The organism is Pyxidicoccus sp. M6 (genome assembly GCF_055568925.1).
This window is the reverse complement of the sequence record NZ_CM145714.1, coordinates 7,635,843-7,656,375: the sequence shown is the minus strand read 5'-3', so window position 1 is coordinate 7,656,375 and position 20,533 is coordinate 7,635,843. Positions and strand designations below refer to the sequence as shown.

At 67.2% G+C, this 20,533-nt stretch carries 15 protein-coding genes; 7 read left to right on the top strand and 8 right to left on the bottom strand.

Annotation, left to right across the window (positions count from 1 at the left end; all coding sequences use genetic code 11):
• The first annotated feature begins 14 nt into the window (after positions 1-14).
• The 3 genes from ACVTJA_RS30110 (at position 15) to ACVTJA_RS30100 (ending at position 1,344) form a co-directional block, all read left to right on the top strand.
• Positions 15-554 (top strand): hypothetical protein, encoded by a 540-nt coding sequence (locus tag ACVTJA_RS30110; protein ID WP_465824895.1) that lies wholly within the window; start codon positions 15-17, stop codon positions 552-554.
• Between the two features lie 109 nt (positions 555-663).
• Complete coding sequence (locus tag ACVTJA_RS30105) at positions 664-1,053, top strand: hypothetical protein (protein WP_465824892.1); 390 nt, start codon at positions 664-666, stop codon at positions 1,051-1,053.
• Positions 1,054-1,077: 24 nt separating this feature from the next.
• Positions 1,078-1,344, top strand: coding sequence for an AAA family ATPase (locus ACVTJA_RS30100; RefSeq protein ID WP_465840541.1), 267 nt, complete (start codon positions 1,078-1,080; stop codon positions 1,342-1,344).
• Between the two features lie 4 nt (positions 1,345-1,348).
• Here the strand turns inward: ACVTJA_RS30100 and ACVTJA_RS30095 are convergent, their stop codons facing one another.
• Positions 1,349-1,771: a hypothetical protein gene (locus ACVTJA_RS30095; RefSeq protein ID WP_465824890.1), complete on the bottom strand. Its 423-nt coding sequence runs from the start codon at positions 1,769-1,771 to the stop codon at positions 1,349-1,351.
• 533 nt (positions 1,772-2,304) lie between these two features.
• Positions 2,305-3,657 (bottom strand): hypothetical protein, encoded by a 1,353-nt coding sequence (locus tag ACVTJA_RS30090; protein ID WP_465824889.1) that lies wholly within the window; start codon positions 3,655-3,657, stop codon positions 2,305-2,307.
• Positions 3,658-3,766: 109 nt separating this feature from the next.
• On the opposite strand from ACVTJA_RS30090, the gene ACVTJA_RS30085 reads away from it, so the two are divergent.
• Together ACVTJA_RS30085 and ACVTJA_RS30080 are read left to right on the top strand one after the other, a co-directional pair.
• Positions 3,767-5,782 (top strand): ankyrin repeat domain-containing protein, encoded by a 2,016-nt coding sequence (locus ACVTJA_RS30085; RefSeq protein WP_465824886.1) that lies wholly within the window; start codon positions 3,767-3,769, stop codon positions 5,780-5,782.
• Positions 5,783-6,054: 272 nt separating this feature from the next.
• Positions 6,055-6,993 (top strand): hypothetical protein, encoded by a 939-nt coding sequence (locus tag ACVTJA_RS30080; RefSeq protein WP_465824884.1) that lies wholly within the window; start codon positions 6,055-6,057, stop codon positions 6,991-6,993.
• 167 nt (positions 6,994-7,160) lie between these two features.
• Here ACVTJA_RS30080 and ACVTJA_RS30075 read toward each other — a convergent pair whose 3' ends face one another.
• The 5 genes from ACVTJA_RS30075 to ACVTJA_RS30055 form a co-directional block, all read right to left on the bottom strand.
• Entirely contained in the window at positions 7,161-9,521 is a 2,361-nt protein-coding gene (locus ACVTJA_RS30075) for a hypothetical protein (RefSeq protein ID WP_465824882.1), read from the bottom strand.
• Positions 9,518-11,122 carry a S1 family peptidase gene (locus ACVTJA_RS30070; protein WP_465824880.1) on the bottom strand — a complete coding sequence of 535 codons (1,605 nt, stop codon included), beginning with the start codon at positions 11,120-11,122 and terminating at the stop codon, positions 9,518-9,520. Before ACVTJA_RS30070 ends, ACVTJA_RS30075 begins: the two co-directional genes overlap by 4 nt.
• A 191-nt stretch (positions 11,123-11,313) precedes the next feature.
• Entirely contained in the window at positions 11,314-12,030 is a 717-nt protein-coding gene (locus tag ACVTJA_RS30065) for a hypothetical protein (RefSeq protein WP_465824878.1), read from the bottom strand.
• A gap of 437 nt (positions 12,031-12,467) precedes the next feature.
• Positions 12,468-13,067 (bottom strand): DUF2378 family protein, encoded by a 600-nt coding sequence (locus ACVTJA_RS30060; protein WP_465824876.1) that lies wholly within the window; start codon positions 13,065-13,067, stop codon positions 12,468-12,470.
• A gap of 168 nt (positions 13,068-13,235) precedes the next feature.
• Positions 13,236-14,246: a serine/threonine-protein kinase gene (locus ACVTJA_RS30055; protein WP_465824873.1), complete on the bottom strand. Its 1,011-nt coding sequence runs from the start codon at positions 14,244-14,246 to the stop codon at positions 13,236-13,238.
• Between the two features lie 351 nt (positions 14,247-14,597).
• On the opposite strand from ACVTJA_RS30055, the gene ACVTJA_RS30050 reads away from it, so the two are divergent.
• Together ACVTJA_RS30050 and ACVTJA_RS30045 are read left to right on the top strand one after the other, a co-directional pair.
• Entirely contained in the window at positions 14,598-16,121 is a 1,524-nt protein-coding gene (locus tag ACVTJA_RS30050; RefSeq protein ID WP_465824872.1) for a DEAD/DEAH box helicase, read from the top strand.
• Between the two features lie 222 nt (positions 16,122-16,343).
• Positions 16,344-16,877, top strand: coding sequence for a DUF2378 family protein (locus tag ACVTJA_RS30045; RefSeq protein ID WP_465824870.1), 534 nt, complete (start codon positions 16,344-16,346; stop codon positions 16,875-16,877).
• A gap of 45 nt (positions 16,878-16,922) precedes the next feature.
• Here ACVTJA_RS30045 and ACVTJA_RS30040 read toward each other — a convergent pair whose 3' ends face one another.
• On the bottom strand, positions 16,923-20,528 hold the full coding sequence (locus ACVTJA_RS30040; RefSeq protein WP_465824868.1) for an ABC transporter permease/M1 family aminopeptidase: 3,606 nt from the start codon (positions 20,526-20,528) through the stop codon (positions 16,923-16,925).
• Positions 20,529-20,533: the final 5 nt, after the last annotated feature.

Sequence of the window (20,533 nt, the reverse complement as noted above, 5' to 3'; positions counted from 1 at the left end):
AACAGGAGCTACCAATGAGGACTCCCGCCGTCTGGTTGGCACTCACGGGGGCCATGACAGGGCTGTTGGGCTTCTGGGCAGGTCGGGCCGGAGCCCCGGTGCCAGGGGCGGACGACGAGCTGCACCGGCTCGTCCTCGCGCACGACGCGCAGCTCGCCGCGCTGCGTACGCAGGCACCGTCGCCCCCGCTCCAGGGGACGTGCACCACGGTCGCCACGCTGAGCACCACCGATACCGCGGCCCTCCGCGCCGAGCTCGCTCGCATCGTCCGGGAGGAGCTGCGCTCTGGAGAGCTGGCGCGCCCCGCCGAGCCGCCACCGGAGAAACCGCGGGCCGAGGAACTGTCACAGGAGCACCTGGCCATGGTCCAGGACGCGCAGCACCTCGTGGACTCCGCCCTGGGCGCACGACGCTGGACGGAGCAGGATGCCGAGTCGTTCCGGCGGCTCGCCCCGCTCCTGCCGGAAACGAAGCGCCGGGCGTTCATGCAACAGCTCGTGGTGGCCATCAACGAGGGGCGAATCCAGGTGGAGACCCAGGGCTCCCCCTTCTGAACACGAGGCCAGGGACCGCTCGGGACCCAAGGGTCTTTTCACTTTTGGTGAAATCGTGTTTTATGGGTTTGCGCTGGATATCCTGGCGCATTGCTCCGGGAGAGCACCCATGAAGCTCAGCACTGTTGCCTCCATGCTGGTCATCGTCGCTGTCGCTCCGGCCGCGTGGGCGGGGGAGAAGGGGGTGTACAACGTCAATGTCAACACGACGAGCCGGTACGCGGAGGGCTCGCTCGGTACGGCGCGCAATAGCGCCGACACCGCCCAGCTTATGGGCTGCTGGGTCGAAACCACCAGCACGGGCTCCGTGTATGGCTACTGCGCGGCCCGGAACGCGAGCAGCGTCACCGGCAACTGCAGCACCAGCGTGCCCGAGCTGATTGCCCAGATTCGTGCCATCTCCGGCGACACGTACATTCGCTTCTACTGGGACACCGCCGGGGCCTGTACCTCGCTCTTCATCTCGAACTTCTCGACGTTCGCGCCGAAGGCTCCGTAGCGGCCCACGCCCGAAGCGCCGTCGCTGTCCGACTTCCTGCTGCATGTCGCTGTCATCCGGCCCGTCTTCATCTGGGGGCCGCCCGGCATCGGGAAGTCGTCCATCGTCCAGCGCTTCGCCCAGGAGGTGGGGCTGCCCAGCGTCTCGCTCCTGGGCAGCCAGCTCGCCCCGGAGGACCTCATCGGCGTGCCGCTGCTCGGCTCCCTGACCGCCGCGCTCGAGCTCATCGAGGACCCGCTCGTCTGCCAGCGGCTGCACATCTTCGTGGCCGCCGTGGATGCCGCGCTCTGAAGCCTCACAGACGGTAGACGAGAACGTCCTTATCCGCCGGGCTCATCCACACGATGGCATCGAGACTGGGGAAGTAGATTGCCCGTCGCCGTGCGATGCCGCTCTGCAGTGCGGGAGCGGCGTTGGCGAAGGTCTTCGGCCGCAGCGTCGCGGGCGTGGTCTTGAGGTCGAGCTCCAGCCAGGTCATGCCGCTGTTGAGCTTCGTGTACACCCAGTAGACGTCCTCGGTCGGCACGTAGACCATTCCGTGACCGTCGGTGGCATGAGCGGTGTCGGGGAACGAGGCGAGCGACAGGCCGCCTTCGTAGTTCCACGTCGAGCCCGACGCGAGCACGGTATGGGTGGCCACGTCGTAGCGCTGCCAGCGACCATGTGAGGCATAGTTCCCGGCGCTGTGCGGTGGCATGAAGAGGCCGGCGCGTTCCACGCCTCGGTGACGCCGCCCCAGCCCTGGCTGCCGTAGTCCCTCCACCCGGGAATGGCGGCCTGTACCTGCGCACCCAGGGCTTCGAGCTTCGTGCCCGCGACGCTCACCCACCGGCCGTGAGGCACGAGCGCCCAGCTCGATTCGTTCACGCGACCGTCGCTGTCGCGCCCGGGCGTCCACACGTCGTTGAGGAACGTGCCGGCATGGGTGCCATGACCCCAGCCAGGGGAGTCACCAGCGTCGCGCACGCCTGCATCGAAGGGCTGACCGGCGTCGCGTGTGCCCGCGTCGTCGTCACCTGCGTCGATGATGAGGCCCGCGTCGACGGAAGCCCCCGCATCGGACGACGTCGCGGAACCCACGAGGCTCCGGATTGTGAAGACACTGTTTCAGGATGACAATCCCGCCACTCCGGAACGCCAGCCGATGTATGGATTCAGCCGGCTTCCGACGACCCGCGACTTCTGGCGGGGCTACGTTTCTTCGCTTCCGCTGGATGTCTCGGGCTTGCAGGGTCGATGACCCGAGCAGGACTACACCCCCCCGGGCGAGGGCGGCGGCTGCATCTCGCGCAGCTCGGGCACCAGCTTCTGGCAGATGGCCTCCACGCGGTCGAAGAGCCAGAACCCGAAGGGCTGAATCTCGTCGGGAGCCAGGGGTTCCTCCGGCCAGGAGACCCCAGGGTCGTTCTCGTTGAACGCGTGGATGCCGAACTCGCCCTCGGGAGTGCGGGTGCGCCGGTCGAAGATGAAGCTGAAGCCGTCATGCCAGCCTCCATGGAAGACGTGGGCTTCCGCCAGCCCCGGCAGGGGTTGGTCCAGATTCTCCGCAAGCTCCTCGACGTTGTACTCGTCCGCGTTCACCTCCAGGACACACTGGCCCCCGCCGCTGACGTTTCCGCTGTAGTGCGTCGGCACATCGTCGGCCCATTTGACGACCCAGGTCGCGGTCCCATAACGCCGCACGAAGTAGTCGAAGGACGAGCCCTCCGCCGGTGCTTCCGCGGGCCGCAGCCAGCGGCCGAAGCGCTCCGCGTGCATGTCCCTGAAGAACCGGCTGCCATGTCCCATGGCGTCGAGCCTGTCCTGGTCCGCGTCGGGCTGGAGGAGCTCGACGATGAAGTGGCCCGCGCGCAGCTTGTGGTGCAGCTCCGTCAGGCGGGCGACCGCGGCATCGACGGCGGCGTGAGGCGTCTCCGGGCGGGCGAAAGTGGTCAGCTCCACCTGCGGCGGCCCCGGAGGTTCCGGATTCACCTCGGTGCCTCGGGGCATGGCCAGGGTGAAGGGGCTGAGTCCCTCCTGCTCCAGCGTGAAGAGCCGCTGCTCCGCCGAGGCGATGGCCTCCTCGCGACTGGCGAAGGGCGTGCGCTCCTCGGCCACGGTCTTCTCCGTCCCCACGACTCGCGTGGACACCGTGAGCCGCACGGCCCCGTCGACCTGCACCTGCTCCGCGCGCACCAGTCCAGGCAGGGTGAGTCGAAGCTCCCGCCTGAGAAGCCGCTCGCGTGACACGTTCCATCCGTAGACACGCTGGAAGCCCAGCTTCTGGTAGTGGGCCGTGAGGGCCTCCACGTCGGTGGGCTTCAGCGGGGCCTGGGTGCAGCGGCCTCCGAAGCTGCCCCGGGTGATGATGGCCGTACCCTCGAAGAGGGCGATGTCGACATAGAGCCCGTCGGGCTTCTGGACGAGGAACACGCGCTCACGTGCCGCAGCGGGACTGGGGACGCGCTCCTCCTCGAGCAACGTCCCCTGGCTCCAGACGTGGAGCTGGAAACCCGCGCTGTGGAACCAGCACTCGTCGGGATGGTCGAACACGAGCATCCGGCTGTCGCTGTGGACAGCCCTGCCGTTGTTGAGTGCCTTGACCTGCTGAATGCTGCGTCCCACGTAGGTGTCCTCCGCGCCGGAGCTGACTGGCTTACGGCACTCCATATCCAGAGTGAAGCATGCCCTTCTTTCCGGCGCGTGGCCGCACGATGTGGCAGCTTCTCGCCCCATGCCCCGCACCCAGGCCTCGAAGAAGGTGAACGTCGCCGCGCTGATGAAGAAGGTGGACCGGCTGCTCGAAGCGTTGGTCCCCGATTGGTCGCTGTCCGAGCTGGACGAGGCCATTCCGCTCCTCCGGCGGATTCTGGATGCCGAGCCGGACCACCTCCGGGCGCTGCACTCCCTCAACTGGACGCTGGACGGATTGAGGCGGTGGGCGCCCCTGCGGTGGGAGCGCGAGCTCGCGGATGAGCACTGGCGGATTCGTGACCGCATCCTCGAGCTGACCCGGGGCACGAAGCCCGGCGGAAAGCTGAGCGATGCGCAGCGGGCCCGCTCCCTGGCTTTGAGCCAGTGGGCGGAAGAGGTGGTGAAGGGCAGCCCGAGTCCGGCCCAGCTCGACGCGGTGGAGTCCGCGCTGGAGGAGGCCCATGGCCTGCGGGAGCTCGTGGACCATGCTCGCGCCCGCCGGGGGCTCGAGGCCTGGCGCCTGCTGGCCCAGGGCAAGAAGGGGTATCAGGAACTGCTCGCCCGGATCGCGGAGTCGCCGGAGCTGCGAGCCTTCGGCGCGGAGGGCGACGACGACCCGCTCAACTTCCAGGGGCTGGAGGGGGCGTTTTCCGACAAGGGATTCGTCGCGTGGCTGCGCAAGCAGAAGCCCGTGGCTCGCCCCAGGGGAGAGAAGGGCAAGGCGCTGGACGAGGGGCTCCTCCTCGCGGCGGGGCTGGATGCCAGCACCACCGACTACGGCCCCGGCTTCCGGGATGCGGGGCGGGTCGGCCGGGTGCTGGCCCTGCGTGCGCTGGGGGCGAACCTGGAGACGCGAGACGACGCGAAGCAAGGCGCTCTCCACCTGGCCGCGATGGTGGACGACGCGGCGCTGGTGAAGGAGCTGTTCCGCCTGGGACTCTCTCCACGGGGCACCGCCGATGACAAGGCCACGGCCCTGCACGCGGCCGCCGAGCATGACGCCGTGTCCTGCATTCCCCTGCTGGTCCGAGGCGGGGTGCCGGTGGATGCGTTCGACAGCAACGGCCGGACGGCGCTCTTCCTGGCACGACGGCCGGAGGTGGCTCGGGCGCTCCTCGACGCCGGGGCCGACCCCAACGCGGGGAAGGGTTGGACGCCGCTGCACATGCACGCGCGCTTCGAGGCTCACGGGCCGATCATCGAGGTCCTGCTCCAGGCAGGAGCGGATGCGAAGCGCAAGGACTCGACTCGGTGCACACCCGTGCAGGAGGCGCTGGACCACAAGAACCCGCACCTCGCCGTGCTCATGGGGGCGAAGGCACCCTCCGGCGGTGCCGGGCGCCTGGACGTGCAGCCTCTCCTGGATGAGCTGGCGCGCCGGAAGAAGGCGCTGCTCAAGGCCTGGTACTACGAGGACGAGGACGTGGAGAACGTGGAGCGCGTCCTGAAGAGTCTCGTGCTGGGAGGCGCGACCTCCTGGGACCAGGCCGCGGCTGCGCTTCAGGGCTCGCTGCCGTGGACGGCCATGGCGGTGGTGGAGCTCGCCCGCGCCGCTCTTCCTCGCGAGGAGAAGACTCCGTCCTTCTCCAAGGCGCCCCGCTTCGTGCGAGGCGACCTCACGGTGAAGAAGGACGTGAACCTCTCTGGCCCGCTGCTCGTGACGGGGAACCTGACGGTGGAAGGAGTGCTGCGCAACGCGGGGCCGGAAGGGCTCCTGGTGGTGGGCGGCTCATTGCGCGCCACCGGCGTGGACACGAGCGGCGAGGTGGTGGTGGGCAAGGACCTGGAATCCCGGGTCGTGTGGGGCCACTACAACGACCACTCCCTCCGGGTGGGGAATGTCTTGAAGGCGGACGTGGTCATCGAGGACGACCACGACGTGCAGGCCCTCGTGAAGGCCCGGCACCACTTCGAGCGTGACGAGTTCGACGAATCGGACGCCGCGCTGAAGAAGGTCTTCGCGCGCGAGGCCTTCTCCGCGGAAGGGCTCGACAGGCACAAGCTCTTCAACCTGCTGCGCAAGGGCAGGGCGGTGCTGGCCACGAAGGCGCGTTGATGCTCGTGGGGCGCCTGCGCAGCCGCCAGTGCCCCCCGCTCGCGATAGCAGGGCTCGCTGTCACAAACGGCGGCTGCGGTACCCGTTCGTGTCATCGCACTTCCACGTCACGCCGTGCGGCCTGTCAGTCGCTGATGACCAGATGCCGACTATCCGCCTTGGGAATCCAATCAAATCATAATCATCCATAGTGGAAATCACGAATTGATGCGGTTGCCAATTTATTGGACCATGGGTGTGCGGTGCGTTGTCTCTGAATTGGAGAACACACAATGAAGAGCAAATACCCATTCCGGCTGGGTCTTCTGCTGACGTTCGCCCTGGCGTCAACAGGATGCAGTGAGTCTCCTGGCGAAGAGCAAGCGCCAATAGACCTCGCACCGCCCTCATTGGCTGAAGCGCAGGTGACCTTCCAGCGCATCGACCGACTCTACGAATCCGACCCGGAGGCCGCGCGGGACGCCGTGCGGAAACTGCGCCCGAAGCTCGACGAGCTCAACCACTTGATTACGCGTGTCGAGATGGCACCGGAGCACTTCGTCGAATTCTACGATCTACAGCCCGGTGGTCTCCTCGTCGTGGAGCGCGGGCCCGTTGGAGATGGACGAATCTTGCGTCACCAGGATGTGACCGAGCACTCCGCCGTCGAGCTCTATCGCCGGCTTGCGGGAGGGGCCACACCGCCAGAAGCCCTGGTCAGGGCCGAGTCGCGTCGCGGGACCTCTGATGACTCCCAGCTTTCCGGGCGGGCGGAAGCTGTTTCCAATCTGGAATCTTCAGGGGGATTTGCCCCGGATCTCGGTGGGCACCCCGGAGACGGGCTCTCGTCCGTGACTCAATCCCTGACGAGTACCGATGGCCCCTTCTGGAGAGACAACGTCTGCTTCAAGGGTGGGGACTTCTTCAGCTGCTTGCCCAATAGGACCGGCAATGCATGGGCGTCTGCGAACACCAAGACATCATTCACAGAGCTCGCACCCTACAGGGGCAACATGAGAATGCAGTTCTCCTACGAGAATGCCCCAACGGGAGGCTGGGCCCTTTTCCAGGGCGAGTGGTGGTCGTTCTGGTGGCATAGCGACAGCACTGCGACGGATTACAACATTCGCAACCATCGCTGGGATGTCTTGGAAGCGGACGGCGACGGATACCACTTCGCTTATTCGTTCAGGTGGAACTGCATCTTGTCCGCCTGTAACACTCGACCCTGACGTCCCCGTGGTGTCGCGGACCCGGAGCGAGGCCTACTTCACGCGCCGCCAGACCGAGACGGACACGGCCCCATTCCCGGTTGCCGAAGCGGGCACCTGGTAGCTGAGCTCGTCACCGGACAGCTCGAACACCCGTTGCTGTTCGGTGGCATCCCAGTTGGGGAACGTCAGTGCAGCCAGAGCAGCGGCACCTGATAGCCAAGTGTGAGGCCCAGAGAGACATCCTTCTGAGCTGGCGAGCCCTCGAACTTCCAGGTCGGGGCATAGCGCGCGTCGAGCAACAAGCTCCAATTGCGATAGTTCGCGCCAACACCAAGGGCCGGCGCGAGCGCGGTCAGTGGCTCCGCAACGGCTGTGCGCGCCTCGTCCCCATCATCACGGATGGCGGCATATTGCCCCAGGTCGAATACGAACGCGTGTAGCCCCAAGCGCCAGTGCTCGGACAGCGATTTCTCGACGGCAACGCCCAACGGAAGAGTGAGGTGGAGACCGGCCGGCACTGAGTTCAGCCGGGTCGAGGACCACTTGAAGACCCGGGCTCCGGGCACGACTTCAAGCGCCGCGGACCAGCCCCCGACCTGCTGGCTTCGATCTCCAGCGAGATCGACGAGTGTGCTGATGGCCTGCCTCCTGAGCCGCCGTTGCTCCTCGACGCTCAGCGCATTCTCCTTACCGTTCAGCGCTCCAAGAGCAGGGTAGGAGTGGAGATAGTTGGCGAAGGCGCTGGCGTAGCGCACCTTGCGGTCGAAGTCCTCGCGAGGTTGCTCCGTCAGTTGCGCCACGGCGATGGTTCCCGCCGCCACGAGCGCCAGGGAGAAGTCCTGCTTGAGGAGCGCGTCGGCCATTTCGCGGTAGGACTGAAGCTGCTGTTTACGCCGGACGCGCTCTCCCGGCTCGTCGTAGCGCGCGTCAATCAGGAGATCCAACGCTTCGAAGACCATCGCGGACGCTTCCATCGCCGACCGGCGGCTGTCGTTCCTGCTGCGAGGAGACATGACGGCCAGCGCGTGGTTGACGAGGCTGACCAGTCGCCCCTGGAGCGCGCCGTATCCAGGGTCCTCCGCCAGGTGCTCGAGGAATGGGTCGGTCAGCGTAAAGAACTTCTCCGGATGCTCGATGTAGCGGCGGATGATGTGGCTGTCGCAGTCGTTGCTGGCATGGCAGGCGGCGATGGCCGTTGCGGCGACGACGAGCCCACTTCGAATGACATTGGCGTGTTCGGTCTGCCAGAGGTCCGTGGCCTGGTTCAGCAGCTCCTGGTGGATGAAGTCGACGAACTGCCGGACCACGAGCTGCGAGGTGGCCACCCCCGCATCCGAGGACTCGGGCTCCAGGGCGAGGGGAAGCAACAAGGCGACCCCGCCGATGATGGCCGCCAGACGCTGGGAGGACCCTGACAGCAGCTTGTCGGAGCCAGCCCCGGTACGGGCGAGCTTCGAGCCGAGGGCCTGTCCCAGGGGAACGGTGAGGAGCGTTGCCCCGAACGCCGTCAGGTCCTGTTTCAGGGCGAGCTGGAGCCCCGAGCTCGCGGTGGCCAGCTCCTGGAGCCGCACGCGTCTGAGCATGTTGCAGGTCCTTGGAAGGAGCTGTGGCGGGGAGACCCCATCTTCCCAATGCACCTGGGGAAAGGCCCGTCGCACGAGGCTCTCGATGCTGTGGTCGCAGAGCGTGGAGAGCAGTCGCTCGCGCACGGACTCCAGGGCCGCCACCTCAACACGTTCGAGCGCCACGTCGGCGACAGCCTGGAAGAGGTCCGACGTCGCGGTCATGGCGGTGTCCGAGAACCCGCGCGTGCTGGCGGCGAGGGGGGTTATTGCCTCACCTCGCTGGCCGAACCGGGCCAGGAGTTGCTCCGGCTTCAATTGCTTATCAAGCGCTCCCCAGACCTTGACCTGCACCCACCCTGGCGCATGAACCCGGACCGCTTCATGACAGAATGCAGGAGGCAGGGTCTTCTGGGAGTCCGTTCCAACGCGCCGGAATGCGCAGGCAATGACTTGCCAGTGGGTCCCATTGCTATTGCTGAAGCCTGCACTCTCTTCATCCAATGAACAGATGTTCGGTGCTGCTCCGGCAGCGCGTTCGCACTGGGCGAGTGCGTCATTGGCGCACTCCTCTTTTGATGCAGGTACGAAGTAGGACCACGAAGTATCCGAGAAGGGATTGGTGGGATGCTGAAGCGAAGTGGCGAAGAACGATACCCTCCAGGTTCCAGGTTCCAGGATGACTGTCTTGGAGAGGGGTGTATTGAGAGAGGGTTCCCACACGACTTCCAGGTGCTCGCCCACATAGTTTGCGTCGTTCTTGGCGGGACCTGCTTCGCTGACCCTTTCAAAGCTGGCTCGAGTGGTGGATGGAGGGAGGCTCTCGGGCAGCAGCATGAACCGCTGGGACTTCTCAACAGTGACGAAGCCGCCAACAATGTTTCCAGCGTTCGCCTCGCCCTGTGCGTTCAAGGTCATCAGGAGCATCAGGCATGGAGGTAGGCTCCTCAAGAACGCTCCCCCGTACGGCGTCTTGGACTTCATGGTGCACCTCCAGTACTGATCGGCTGCTGCTTGTCGGCCACTTCCCGGATTCTCGACTCCAGCCAGGGACGGATTGCGTCGACACGGGTGTAGATGCCGCCCTGCCCACATCGCGAGGCTGCGCCCTCGAGCGACCGGGAGGTGATTCCCACCAGGCGCCGGTCCAACCCGAAGCGGGGAAAGGTCTCGGGTTCGCCGCAGAAGCGCGCTTCGATGCAGGGCTCCTTGGCGGGGATGAACTCGAACAGCCCGCCTCCGCTGTCTCCCGAACAGGTGTCCCGGCCCGGGCTTCCGCCCACACGCATCTCGAAGCGCGGCTCGCACCCCTCGCGCAGTGAGCGCTCCGGGGTACAGCCCCAGCCGTCCGCGTCCAGCAGCAGCTCGCGCTTGGCGCCGAAGCCGGACCGCCCCGTGGGGTTCGACGCGCCAAATCCCACGTGCGAAAGAACAATTCCGGGCGCAACCTGCTCGCCGGCGCTGCGCCGCTCGTGCAGCGGAACCTCCACCCTGGACTCCAGGGTCAGGAGTGCTACGTCCACCGCTGGATCAGGATAGGGCTCGGACGCGAGGACCCGAACGATGGACTGAGGTTGCTCGATGGAGTCTCCCACCATGACCCGGTCCGCGGGGAGGCAGTGCCGGGCCGTCAGGACCAGGTTGGGATGGATGAGCACTCCCGAGCAGCGCCAGCGATTCGACTGGCCGACGGCGACGACATCGGGGAACGCAGCCTCTCGCTCACAAACAGGGTAACAGGGCGCCTCATCCACCATCCCGTCACAGTCATTGTCGATGCCGTCACAGGTGAGCTCGACCTTTTCATAGGTGGTAGAGCTCGCACAGCCGCATTCGGATGGACACCCTGCGAGGTTCAGCTCGGTCAGCACTTGGGCAAGCTGCCTTCCATCAGAGCACCGGCTGGTACCATTCTCGGACAGGACGCACTCGTCGTCGGCGGAGTAGGTGACACCTCTCGCGCCGAGCGTCTGGCGGAGGCGTGGGTCAATCAGGGCGAACTGATGCGTGCGCTGGGCATTTCCGCTCGACCAGTCACGGAGATAATCCGTCCACAGCGACCTCAGGCGGTCGGTACGGTCCGGCACGTAGGACAGGGGAGCCGCGCCTCGGGGCTCCCCGTTGAGATAGCAATCAGGGACCCCATCACTCACGAGTACCAGCATGCGCAGTCCACGCTGTGAGGGGGCTTCTTCCAATCGGCGCTGGCCGAACGCAAGCGCCTGCTTCAGCGGCGTGTCGTAAGAGGCGGAGGCGCGCTTGAGTGCTGACAGACCCTCCCGTGCCATTTCGGGGCTCTTCCAAGCGGGAGGTTCTCGGGAGGTCAGGTCGTATTCGTGTGGGCTCCCCGGCTGCACGAAGCGCGCATTGACACTGTCGCCGCGACAGGCCCGCTCCCAGCCGTCACCTGTTTGTTGCCCCGAATAGAACCCCCAGACCTCCACGTCGAAGCCGCAAAAGTCGGGCAGCTCTTTGGCACTGTCCTCGAGCGCCGACAGAATCCGTCCTGTCTCGGCGTTCAGGGCCTGTGCGGCGGAGATGCCCCCATCCGCGGGTTCATTCACCGAGCCGGACAGGTCCACCATGAAGACGACCAGGGTGCCTGCATCAGCCCCTTGCTGCTGAGGTACGTGGGCTCCTGGCGGGGATTCGCCGTGGGACGTTCGCGGAGGCAATGTCAGTGCCAGTCCGAACGCCATGAACAGTAGAAGAGACGTCCGGTGCCTCATGGTCGGTCAATCCAAGGCTCGCGCGAGCGATGCTCCATGGAGACGAGTCATTGATTGACTGTTCCGGGATCTTCGTTTGTGACCGAGGTGCCCTGCTGTGTGGTTCTTGCTGCATGCACCGAGACACCATCATCGGTTCCGCAAGGGCGGTCCATGCACAGGCGGACGAGGAGTTGGTCCGCGTCGCCGTTGGGCAGCTTGATGTAGCGCGAGTCTCCTGGCTTGAGTTGGATATCCTGCCCCGTGAGCTTGCCGCCGCCCGAGTTTGAAAGGACCTGAATCCTGACATCGCGGAGCGCAATGATCGGAAGTTCATGGGGCTCGGCATTGTTGACGCTCAGCCGGCCACGGACCGGCTTCCAGCGACCGTTATCCCGCAGGTCCTGATAGATGAGTGCCGTGGACTCCCTGCTGCAGTCGATGGAGACGTCCAGGATGCCCCGGTCATCGGCTTCGCAGGAACTCGAAGCGTCTGACTTGAAGCAGATCGCTCCGGCAGACGTGCCATGGGCCATCTGGTCACTGACCCTCGCCTCGAGCCAGGTTCCCGCCTTGACCTGCCAGGAGCCTGCTTTGCCTTGCGTGCACGACTCATCGTCAAGGCAGTTGAGCGCCAGTTCGCCAATCGGGACCACGATGCCTGATTCGAGGACGGAGAACCGTTGTGGTGCGCCGCTGCACGTGAGGACCAGGGCCTTCCTGTCCGACTCGTGCGCTTGGGCAACGCGAAACCTGGAGGCACAGCCTCCCAGCAGGAGCGCCATGAAAAACACGAGGCTCCCGGCAGTGCTCCCGGGTCTTGAGGCAATCCGTGGCATGCTTCCCCCCTCCTGCAATGCTCTGCGGAGTGGGTGCACTGTAAGTGCAATGCTGGCTTTCTCACAATCGGGTCAGGGCTGACACCTTATCCTGACAATGTCTTGTGCCGTTTGCGTATCGGTAATTCTCGATTGCCCGCGAGGAGTTACCAGCTCGCAGGCTGCATACGGCTCCACCGATAGCCGTTGCTGGTCCGCGCGCAATGGCACGCTCCTCCTCGGCATGGACCCGATGCAGGGTGAGCGGGTGTCCCGAGCCTGGGGCCGTCCGCGCGTGACGTGCCCTCCCGGGACATGTGAGTGATTGGCGCGGGGCAGGGCATCGTCGTGCCCGATCCACTCCATCCATGGCGAGTCCACCTCTGCGTGCCGCGCGTCGGGCCCTACATGCCCACGTGGAAGGTGGTGAGGGCGCGGCCCTCGTCGTGGTCGACGAGGGTCAGCCGCGCGGTGGGGGCTCCGCCGTGCTGGAAGGCGTAGGTGAGCAGGCCCCGCGCGAAGTGGGGCGGGTCTGCCAGGAGGCGCGGGTGGTGGGAGAACTCGAGCACCGGGTGCAGCCGCAGCTCCCAGCCGCCCTCGTCGCCGTGGGGGCGCACGGAGACGTCGAGGAAGTTGTTGGTGGAGCGCAGCGCGCGAGAAAGGCGCAACAGCATCTGCTCGGTGCCCACCACCTGGGCGAAGCCCTGGAGCACCGAGCCCATGCGCGCCTGGATGAAGCGCTCGGCGAAGGCGCTGCCCAGGACGTACTCCGCCTCGTCGCGCTCCAGGTGGGGCAGGGTGGTGCCCGCCAGCAGGCGGATGGTGGCGGGCCACACCGAGCAGGGGTAGGCCGTGTGCAGGGGGCGGCTGGCGAAGACGCCCTTCCGCTCCAGGGCCTTGAGAGTGAGGGGCATCAGCGGCGACACCGTCGCCAGCAGGGTGTCCAGCGCGTAGCCGAACACCATGGGCTCGCGGCAGGGGGCCTGCATCGTTGCCAGTGTCATGAGGTCGCTCCTTCGGTCAGGAGCGTCTTCGCGCTCCAGGAATGAGCGGCAGACTGCCGTCCCCTCCTGTCCCTGGCGTTGCGAGTGTATGAAGAATCGTTAACCGCCCCGGAAGGGCGTGGTGAAGCCGAGCCAGACGCCATACGTCTCTCGGACTGCGTGGCCAGCTCACACTTCGGGGTTCGCGGTAGAGCGGGGCGGCGTGGCCGACCGGGTGACGGTGGCCTGCTCCCTTTCACCCTGTTGACTCCAGGGCAGGCGACCAGCCCCAGGAAGCCAGGGCGCGACCAGCTCAGCCAGCTCTGGCAGGCCCACCATCGGTGTTTCCACTCTCAACACGTGGTCGAGCGCGGTGCGCAGCTCCAGCAAAGAGGGCCGCCGCGCGGGCTCCTTCGCGAGGGCCGCCATCACGACTCGTTGCAACGCTTCGGGCACCCCGGCGCGGAGTCCTCGCGGCACCTCCCGCAGCACCGCGTCCATCGTCTCCCCCGGGCTGGCCCGCCGCATCGGCTGTGTGCCGGAGAGCAGCTCGTAGAGCGTCAGCGCGAGCCCGTGCACGTCCGTCCTGTCACTCAATGGCGCCTCGCGGAGCTGCTCGGGCGCGGCGTACTCGAGGCGGGCCTTCACCTGCCCGGGCTGTGTCTCCGTCAGCCGTCCGGCCCTCCGTGCAATGCCGACGTCGAGCAGCTTCACCGCCCCGGTGTCCGCGAGCATGACATTGCCCGGGTGCACGTCGCGATGGATGAGCCCCAGCGGTTGCCCATCTCTTCCACGCAGCGTGTGCAGGTACCCCAGGCCCTCGGCCACGTAGCCGGCGATGCGCGCCGAATGCGCCCACGGCAGCGGCCCCAGTCCCGCGGCTCGGCGTGCATCCAGGAGCTGCGCCAGCGTGAGGCCGTGTACGTACTCGAACACGAGGAACAGCAGGCCCTCGTGTTGTCCGAAAGTACGCAGGCGCGCGAGGTACGGGTGGTTGAGCAGCGTGGCGAGGTGTGCCTCGTCGAGGAACTGCCGCACCCAGAGCGCGTCGCCCGCCACCTCCGGACGCATCCGCTTCAAGGCCACCAGTCGGTCCGGCCCCACCGCGCCCTTCACCTCCGCGAGGAACACCTCGGACATCGCGCCCAGGGCCAGCCGCTTGAGGAGGACAAAGTCATCGAGGCTCGAATCCCGCTGCATCGCCACGGGACTCTAACAAGGGCGGGCTGTCCCGATTTACGGCTCTCGATGGTGAATCGCGGCTTGCCAAGCAAGCAGGCGGGCAGGGGCCGTCGAGTCCGCCCGGTCTCCGATGAAAACGTGCGTCAAGACGTTGATTTACCAAGACTTTCGGGGCGGGAGCAGGCAGGTTCCCGCGCCGCTGTACCGGAATGGGTGGGGGGGGCCTCCTGTTCCACCACGTTCCCCAAGCGGTTTGGCCACTCGGGTCTGACTGCGCACCGCCAGGCGCCGCCGGCATGAGTCCGGAAGGGCGCGCTGCGCGGGCCGCCTCGCATCGAGGCGGCGGGCTCACTGCTTCTTCAGGACGACATGACTTTCGACGAACTCCAGCTTCACGACACCCTCCTGCGCGCCGTCAAGGCGGAGGGGTACACGACGCCCACGCCCATCCAGGCGAAGGCCATCCCCGAGGCGCTGACCGGCCGGGACGTGCTGGGCGTGGCGCAGACGGGCACCGGCAAGACGGCCGCCTTCGCGCTCCCCATCCTCCAGCGGCTCTCCGCCAAGGCGCCCCCGGGCGGCGCGCGGCCCGTCCGCTGCCTCGTGCTCACCCCCACCCGCGAGCTCGCGGGGCAGGTGGGCGACAGCTTCGGCACGTACGGCAAGCACCTGCCGCTGCGGCACGCGGTCATCTTCGGCGGCGTGGGACAGAATCCGCAGGTGCAGGCGCTGCGCAATGGCGTGGACGTGCTGGTGGCCACGCCGGGCCGCCTGCTGGACTTGATGGACCAGGGCTTCGTGTCCCTGCGCTCGCTCGAGGTGTTCGTGCTCGACGAGGCGGACCGCATGCTCGACATGGGCTTCATCCATGACGTGCGCAAGGTCATCAAGGCGCTGCCCTCGAAGCGGCAGACGCTCTTCTTCAGCGCGACGATGCCGCCCGAAATCGTGGAGCTGTCGCGCAACCTGCTCACGAACCCCGTCCGCGTGGAGGTGACGCCGGTCTCCAGCACCGCGGAGACGGTGAGCCAGACGGTGTACTTCGTGGAGCGCGAGCAGAAGCGCGGCCTGCTGACGCACCTCTTGAAGGAGGGCCGCATTCCGCGTGCGCTCGTCTTCACGCGCACGAAGCACGGTGCGAACCGCGTGGCGAAGCAGCTCGAAGGCGCGGGCGTGCATGCCGCGGCCATCCACGGCAACAAGAGCCAGAACGCCCGCGAGCGCGCGCTGGACGACTTCCGCTCCGGCTCCATCCGCGTGCTGGTGGCGACGGACATCGCCGCGCGCGGCATCGACATCGACGGGCTGAGCCACGTCATCAACTACGACCTGCCCAACGTGCCCGAGCAGTACGTGCACCGCATCGGCCGCACCGGCCGCGCGGGCGCCACTGGCACGGCGGTGTCCTTCTGCGACGGCGAGGAGCGCGCGTACCTGCGCGACATCGAGCGCACCATCCGCCGCAGCGTGCCCGTGGTGGAGGACCACCCGTACCGTCCCGGCCGCGCGGCTCCGCGTCCCGTGGAGGACTCGGTGGAGGCCGTGGCCGTTTCCCAGGACCGGCGTCCGCAGCAGGGTGGGAACAGGAATGGTGGCCGGGGTCAGGCTCCGCAGCGCGTCGCCGGCAACGGCGGTGGTGGTGGCGGAGGCAATGGCGGGCATCCCTCGCGTCGCCGCCGTGGTGGCCGGGGTGGGGGAGGCCGGGGCGAGCAGCGCTTCGACGGCAACCGCTCCGCGCAGGGCAATGGTGGTGGCTCGAACCGCGCCAATGCGCCCGCACCGCGTGGCCCGTCCGCGCATCCGCGTTCGGCCGCTCCGGTGGTGCAGAGCGTCGCGAAGCCCGCCGAGGCTCCGCGGCCCCCTCCGCCGCGTCCTTCGCCGAAGTGGTTCTGATGCACGCGGCGCAGTGACAGCACCGTGTCGATGAATGGGGAGTCGGGCCGCGAGGTCCGGCTCCCTTTTCACTTCGTGGTCCGTCGTACCCCGACGAAGTGTCAGCAGGTGCCCGTCGGGCCGCCGGCTCCAGGTGGCGGCGCGCGCCGCGAAGCACCGCGTCAAGAAAGACCCCGGGCACGTTACTTCCCAGGTAGCGCCGTCTCTCCTAGCGTCCCCCGGATGCAGACCGAGGTCACCGTCCAGTCCACGTTGTTCGAGTCCCTCGTGCGCTTCACGAAGCCCGACGCGAAGCTCCGCGCGGACTTCCTCGCCGCGGGCTACGACGTGGACAAGCCGCGTGCGACGTACCCGGCCTCCGTCTACCTCGGCTGCCAGGAAGCGGTGCTGCGTCACCTGTTCGCGGGCAAGGAGCGCAAGGCCGCGCAGCGCGAGCTCGGCCGCGAGCTGGTGCGCATGTACTTCGAGACGCTGGTGGGCCGCGTGGTGGGCATGGCCCTGAAGGTGGCCGGCCCCGAGCGCGCCATGAAGCGCGCGGCCCTGAGCTTCAGCTCGGTGATGTCCCCGGTGGACATCGAGAGCGTGCAGGTGGGGCCTGCGGACTGGCGCGTCCAGTTCCGTGGCTACCCCTTCCCGCCGGACGCCGCGGCGGGCACGTGCGAGGGCGCCCTGCGAATGGCCGGCGCGCCCCAGCCGCGCGTGGAGGTGGAGCGGAACGAAGGCGCGGAAGCCTTCGACCTGCGCATCCGCTGGTGAGCGCTCCTCCCGGCGGCGGGCATACCGCCGGAAGGCAGCAATGCCTCAGCGCGTGGGCGGAGTTCCCATCGCCACCGGCTGTCCCTCGGTGGGCTCCGTCACGTTGTCATTCGGCACGCGGTCGATGAGCACGTTGAGCGGGTCGATGCCCACCTTCGCGGGCTTCACAGGCACGGTGAAGGAAATCTCCGACTCGCCCTTGCCCACCTTCCGCTTCTCCAGGAACACGGCCTCTCCCTTCTCGTCGAGCGCGCCCACGTCCATCCAGTCGTTGAAGTCGCGCTCCGTCTGGGCGCCCTGGTCATCGGCGCGGTACTTCTTCGACAGCACCTTGAGCGTCACGTCCCACGTGCCCTGGCCGTTCTTCCGCATCGTCGCGGACACGGCGCGGTTGTCATAGAGGGTGATGGTCTCGAAGAGGTCCTCGAGGAGGTACTGGTACTCGGGCGGTGTCTCCTCGCGGAGGAAGCCGAGCAGCTCGGCGGAGCCCGTGTACGGAGGGCCGCGGAAGCGCACCTTCTCCACGTAGCGCTTCAGCGCGCGGTTGACGCGCTCCTCGCCGATGAAGTCCTGCAGCGCGTACATGGCGAGGCTGCCCTTCTGGTAGTGGATGTACTGCTGGTTCTCCACTCGCGACAGGGGCAGCTCCTTCTTGCGCTCCAGGGCCCGGCCCATGAGGTACTGGTCCAGCTCGAACTTGAGGAAGCGCTTCATCTTCGTCGCGCCGTAGCGGTGCTTCATCACCATCAGCGCGGAGTACTGCGCCATCGTCTCCGACGTCATCGTCTGGCCCTGCGCGCGCGCGCCGACCACCTGGTGCGCCCACCACTGGTGGGCAATCTCGTGCGCGGTGACGTAGTACGGGTAGTCCACGTCATCGGGGTCGTTCTCGCGCACGCGGGCGATGAAGCCGATGCTCTCCGAATACGGAATCGTATTGGGGAAGGACTGGGCGAACGACGCGTAGCGGGGGAACTCGAGGATGCGTGCCTGCTTGTGCTGGTACGGCCCGAAGCTCTCGCTGCAGTACTCCAGCGCGTCCTTCATGCCGCGCATCATCCGGTCCAGCGCATAGGTGTGCGTGGGGTGGTGATAGATCTCCAGCCGCACGTCGCGCCACGTGTCTCGCGTCACCTCGTAGCGCGCGGACAGCACGGAGAAGAAGTTGAGGATGGGCTGGTCCATCTTGTAGCGGAAGAAGCGCCGGCCGTTCTCCGTCCACTCCTTCTCCAGGTAGCCCGGGGCCACCGCAAGCTGGTCCGGCGACGTGCTCACCGTGGCCTGGAACGAGATGAAGTCCGAGTCCTGGCGGATGTAGTTCACCTCGAGGGCCTTCGGGTCATCGCGGTCCGGGAGGCGCTCCTTCGGAGCCAGGCCGTACTTCTTGCGCTCCCCGTCCTCGTCCAGCTCCGCGTCCAGCTGGTAGCCGAGCACCGGGAGGTTGTTGTTGTTGAAGAAGGTGCCGTTGCCGACGATGTCCGTGCGCTGCGCTCCACCGTGCTTGAAGCCTCGCGTGCCGAACTCCAGGTCGAAGACGAGGTCGGCCTCGGCGTCGGGGGCCAGCGGCGTGGGCAGCTCGTAGACGAACAGGCCCAGCTTCTCGTCGTGTGACGCGGCCTTGTCCACTCCAGCGAGGGCCAGCTTGCGCACCCGCGCGTCCGGAGGCAGGGAGATGAGCACCTTCTGGATGGGCGTCTGCGTCTTGTTGCGGACGCGGTACGTGCCGAGCGACTCCAGTCGCAGCGCCTCCGGGTAGATGTGGAAGGTGACGTCCGCGGAGATGATGCGAGGGTTGGGCAGCGCCGCCCAGGACTTGTATTCCTTCTCGTAGCGGGCCGTCTCGCTCTCCTCGTCCTTCGCCGTGACGTACGGGTTGAGGATGTGCGTGTTGTAGAAGATGAACGCCCCGGTCCCGAGGAAGACGAGCAGCGACGCGGCGGCCGCCAGCGTCCACGCGGTGGAGCGGCGGGCCTTCGCGGCGGCCAGGCGCTCGCGCCACCGCGCCTCGCGCCCGCGCACGGCGAGCAGGTAGCCCGTCAGGACGAGCAGCGCCGCCAGACCGTACCAGTACAGCCGGTGCCAGAAGATGACGGGCAGCAGGCTGCCGTAGTGGTTCATGTCCGAGTACCGCACCTGGGGCTCGGCGGCATAGCGGAAGAGGTTGTCCTCCACGCCGAAGAGCCCCAGCGCGGCCTGGGCCACGAAGTAGAGCACCATCACCAGGTACGCGAGGTACTTCTGGTGGATGAGCACCTGCGCGAAGAACGCGAGCGCGCACAGCAGCACGTCGCGCAGGAAGTCCAGCACGAAGAGCTGCTTGAAGTAGAGGCTCCACTCGATGTCGAAGAAGCCTCGGCCCACCTGGCACATGAGCGCGGCGGCGAAGGCGACGAACTTGAGCGAGAGCACGACGAGCAGCAGCGCGCCCAGCTTGCTGGAGTAGGCCACCCACGTCGGCGCGCGCGTGGCATCCACGATGTCGCCGAGCCCGGCGTCCCGCTCCTTCCACACCAGCTCGCCCGCGTAGAAGGTGAGGATGATGAGGGTGAAGGGGCGGAACGCGCCCATCGCCAGCTCCAGCACCTGGAACGTCAGCGGGTACGTGGGCGTGCCGAAAATCTGGCCCGACACCAGGACGCCGATGGTGACGAAGGTGAGCCCCGCCACCACGAAGGCCCAGTACACCGGCGAGCGGAGGACGTCCCGGAAGGCCAGCCACGCGGAGGATGCCGCGGTGGCGAGCCAACTCCCCGTCGTCGGCGCGGCGGTGACGGAGGGCAGGGCGATGGGGGCGGAGGCGGCCTCGTCGTGCTTCGCGCCCCCGCCGCGGTGCTCTTCCACGGTGGTGCGGAACCGGGCCACCGTCAGCCCCAGCAGCGCCCCGCCCACGGCGAGCCACAGCAGGCGGTTGCCGAGCATCACCCCCGTCAGGGGAATGAGGTCGCGGTTGCGCTCCGCGGGCGTCCAGTAGCGCGTCACGGTCTCGAAGGTGATGAAGCCGAACGGGTCCACCAGCGCGCCGAGCTGCTGGTACTGCACGTCACCGATGGCCGCGTTGATGACGAAGTAGCCGAGCACCAGCACCACGACGCCCACGTACACCGGGGCCATGCGCCGGGTGAGCGCGGCCAGGGCGAAGAAGACGGCGCCGGCGGAGAAGAGCGTGGGCCATACACCGACGATGTAGGGCCAGAAGTACGCGGCCGTCTGGTGCGTGGTGAGCTGCGAGGGGTCCAGGAACCCCGCGACGAGCAGGCCCACCGCGAGACCGGGGAGGATGGACAGCATCAGCACCGCGCTGAAGACGTACGCACCCAGGAAGCGGCCGAGCAGGTACGGGGCCTTCTTCACGTTCTTCGTGAAGATGAGCATCCAGGTGCCGTGCCCGAAGTCCTGGTACGCGGCCTGGCCGAAGACGGCGGCCACCATGAACAGGCCGAAGAGGGCGAGCTGGGTGATGATGGCGAAGAGCGTGTGGGGGCTGTTGGCGAAGACGCGCTCGGCGCCCGAGCCCACGGACAGACTCTTGAACGCGCCACCGGTGGCGAGCCCCAGGAAGAGGCCGGAGCCGGCCAGCACCACGGCGTAGACCCAGGTGGAGATCATCTTCACCCGGCGCCGCAGCTCGAAGAACACGAGAGCGGAGAACATGGCGT

Coding starts and splice junctions, on each gene's coding strand:
- ACVTJA_RS30070 (WP_465824880.1), bottom strand. CDS start 11,122: ATGGTGGACCTGTCCGGCTCGGTGAATGAACCCGCGGATGGGGGCATC.
- ACVTJA_RS30110 (WP_465824895.1), top strand. CDS start 15: ATGAGGACTCCCGCCGTCTGGTTGGCACTCACGGGGGCCATGACAGGG.
- ACVTJA_RS30080 (WP_465824884.1), top strand. CDS start 6,055: ATGAAGAGCAAATACCCATTCCGGCTGGGTCTTCTGCTGACGTTCGCC.
- ACVTJA_RS30055 (WP_465824873.1), bottom strand. CDS start 14,246: ATGCAGCGGGATTCGAGCCTCGATGACTTTGTCCTCCTCAAGCGGCTG.
- ACVTJA_RS30075 (WP_465824882.1), bottom strand. CDS start 9,521: ATGAAGTCCAAGACGCCGTACGGGGGAGCGTTCTTGAGGAGCCTACCT.
- ACVTJA_RS30050 (WP_465824872.1), top strand. CDS start 14,598: ATGACTTTCGACGAACTCCAGCTTCACGACACCCTCCTGCGCGCCGTC.
- ACVTJA_RS30040 (WP_465824868.1), bottom strand. CDS start 20,528: ATGTTCTCCGCTCTCGTGTTCTTCGAGCTGCGGCGCCGGGTGAAGATG.
- ACVTJA_RS30065 (WP_465824878.1), bottom strand. CDS start 12,030: ATGGCGCTCCTGCTGGGAGGCTGTGCCTCCAGGTTTCGCGTTGCCCAA.
- ACVTJA_RS30105 (WP_465824892.1), top strand. CDS start 664: ATGAAGCTCAGCACTGTTGCCTCCATGCTGGTCATCGTCGCTGTCGCT.
- ACVTJA_RS30085 (WP_465824886.1), top strand. CDS start 3,767: ATGCCCCGCACCCAGGCCTCGAAGAAGGTGAACGTCGCCGCGCTGATG.
- ACVTJA_RS30045 (WP_465824870.1), top strand. CDS start 16,344: ATGCAGACCGAGGTCACCGTCCAGTCCACGTTGTTCGAGTCCCTCGTG.
- ACVTJA_RS30060 (WP_465824876.1), bottom strand. CDS start 13,067: ATGACACTGGCAACGATGCAGGCCCCCTGCCGCGAGCCCATGGTGTTC.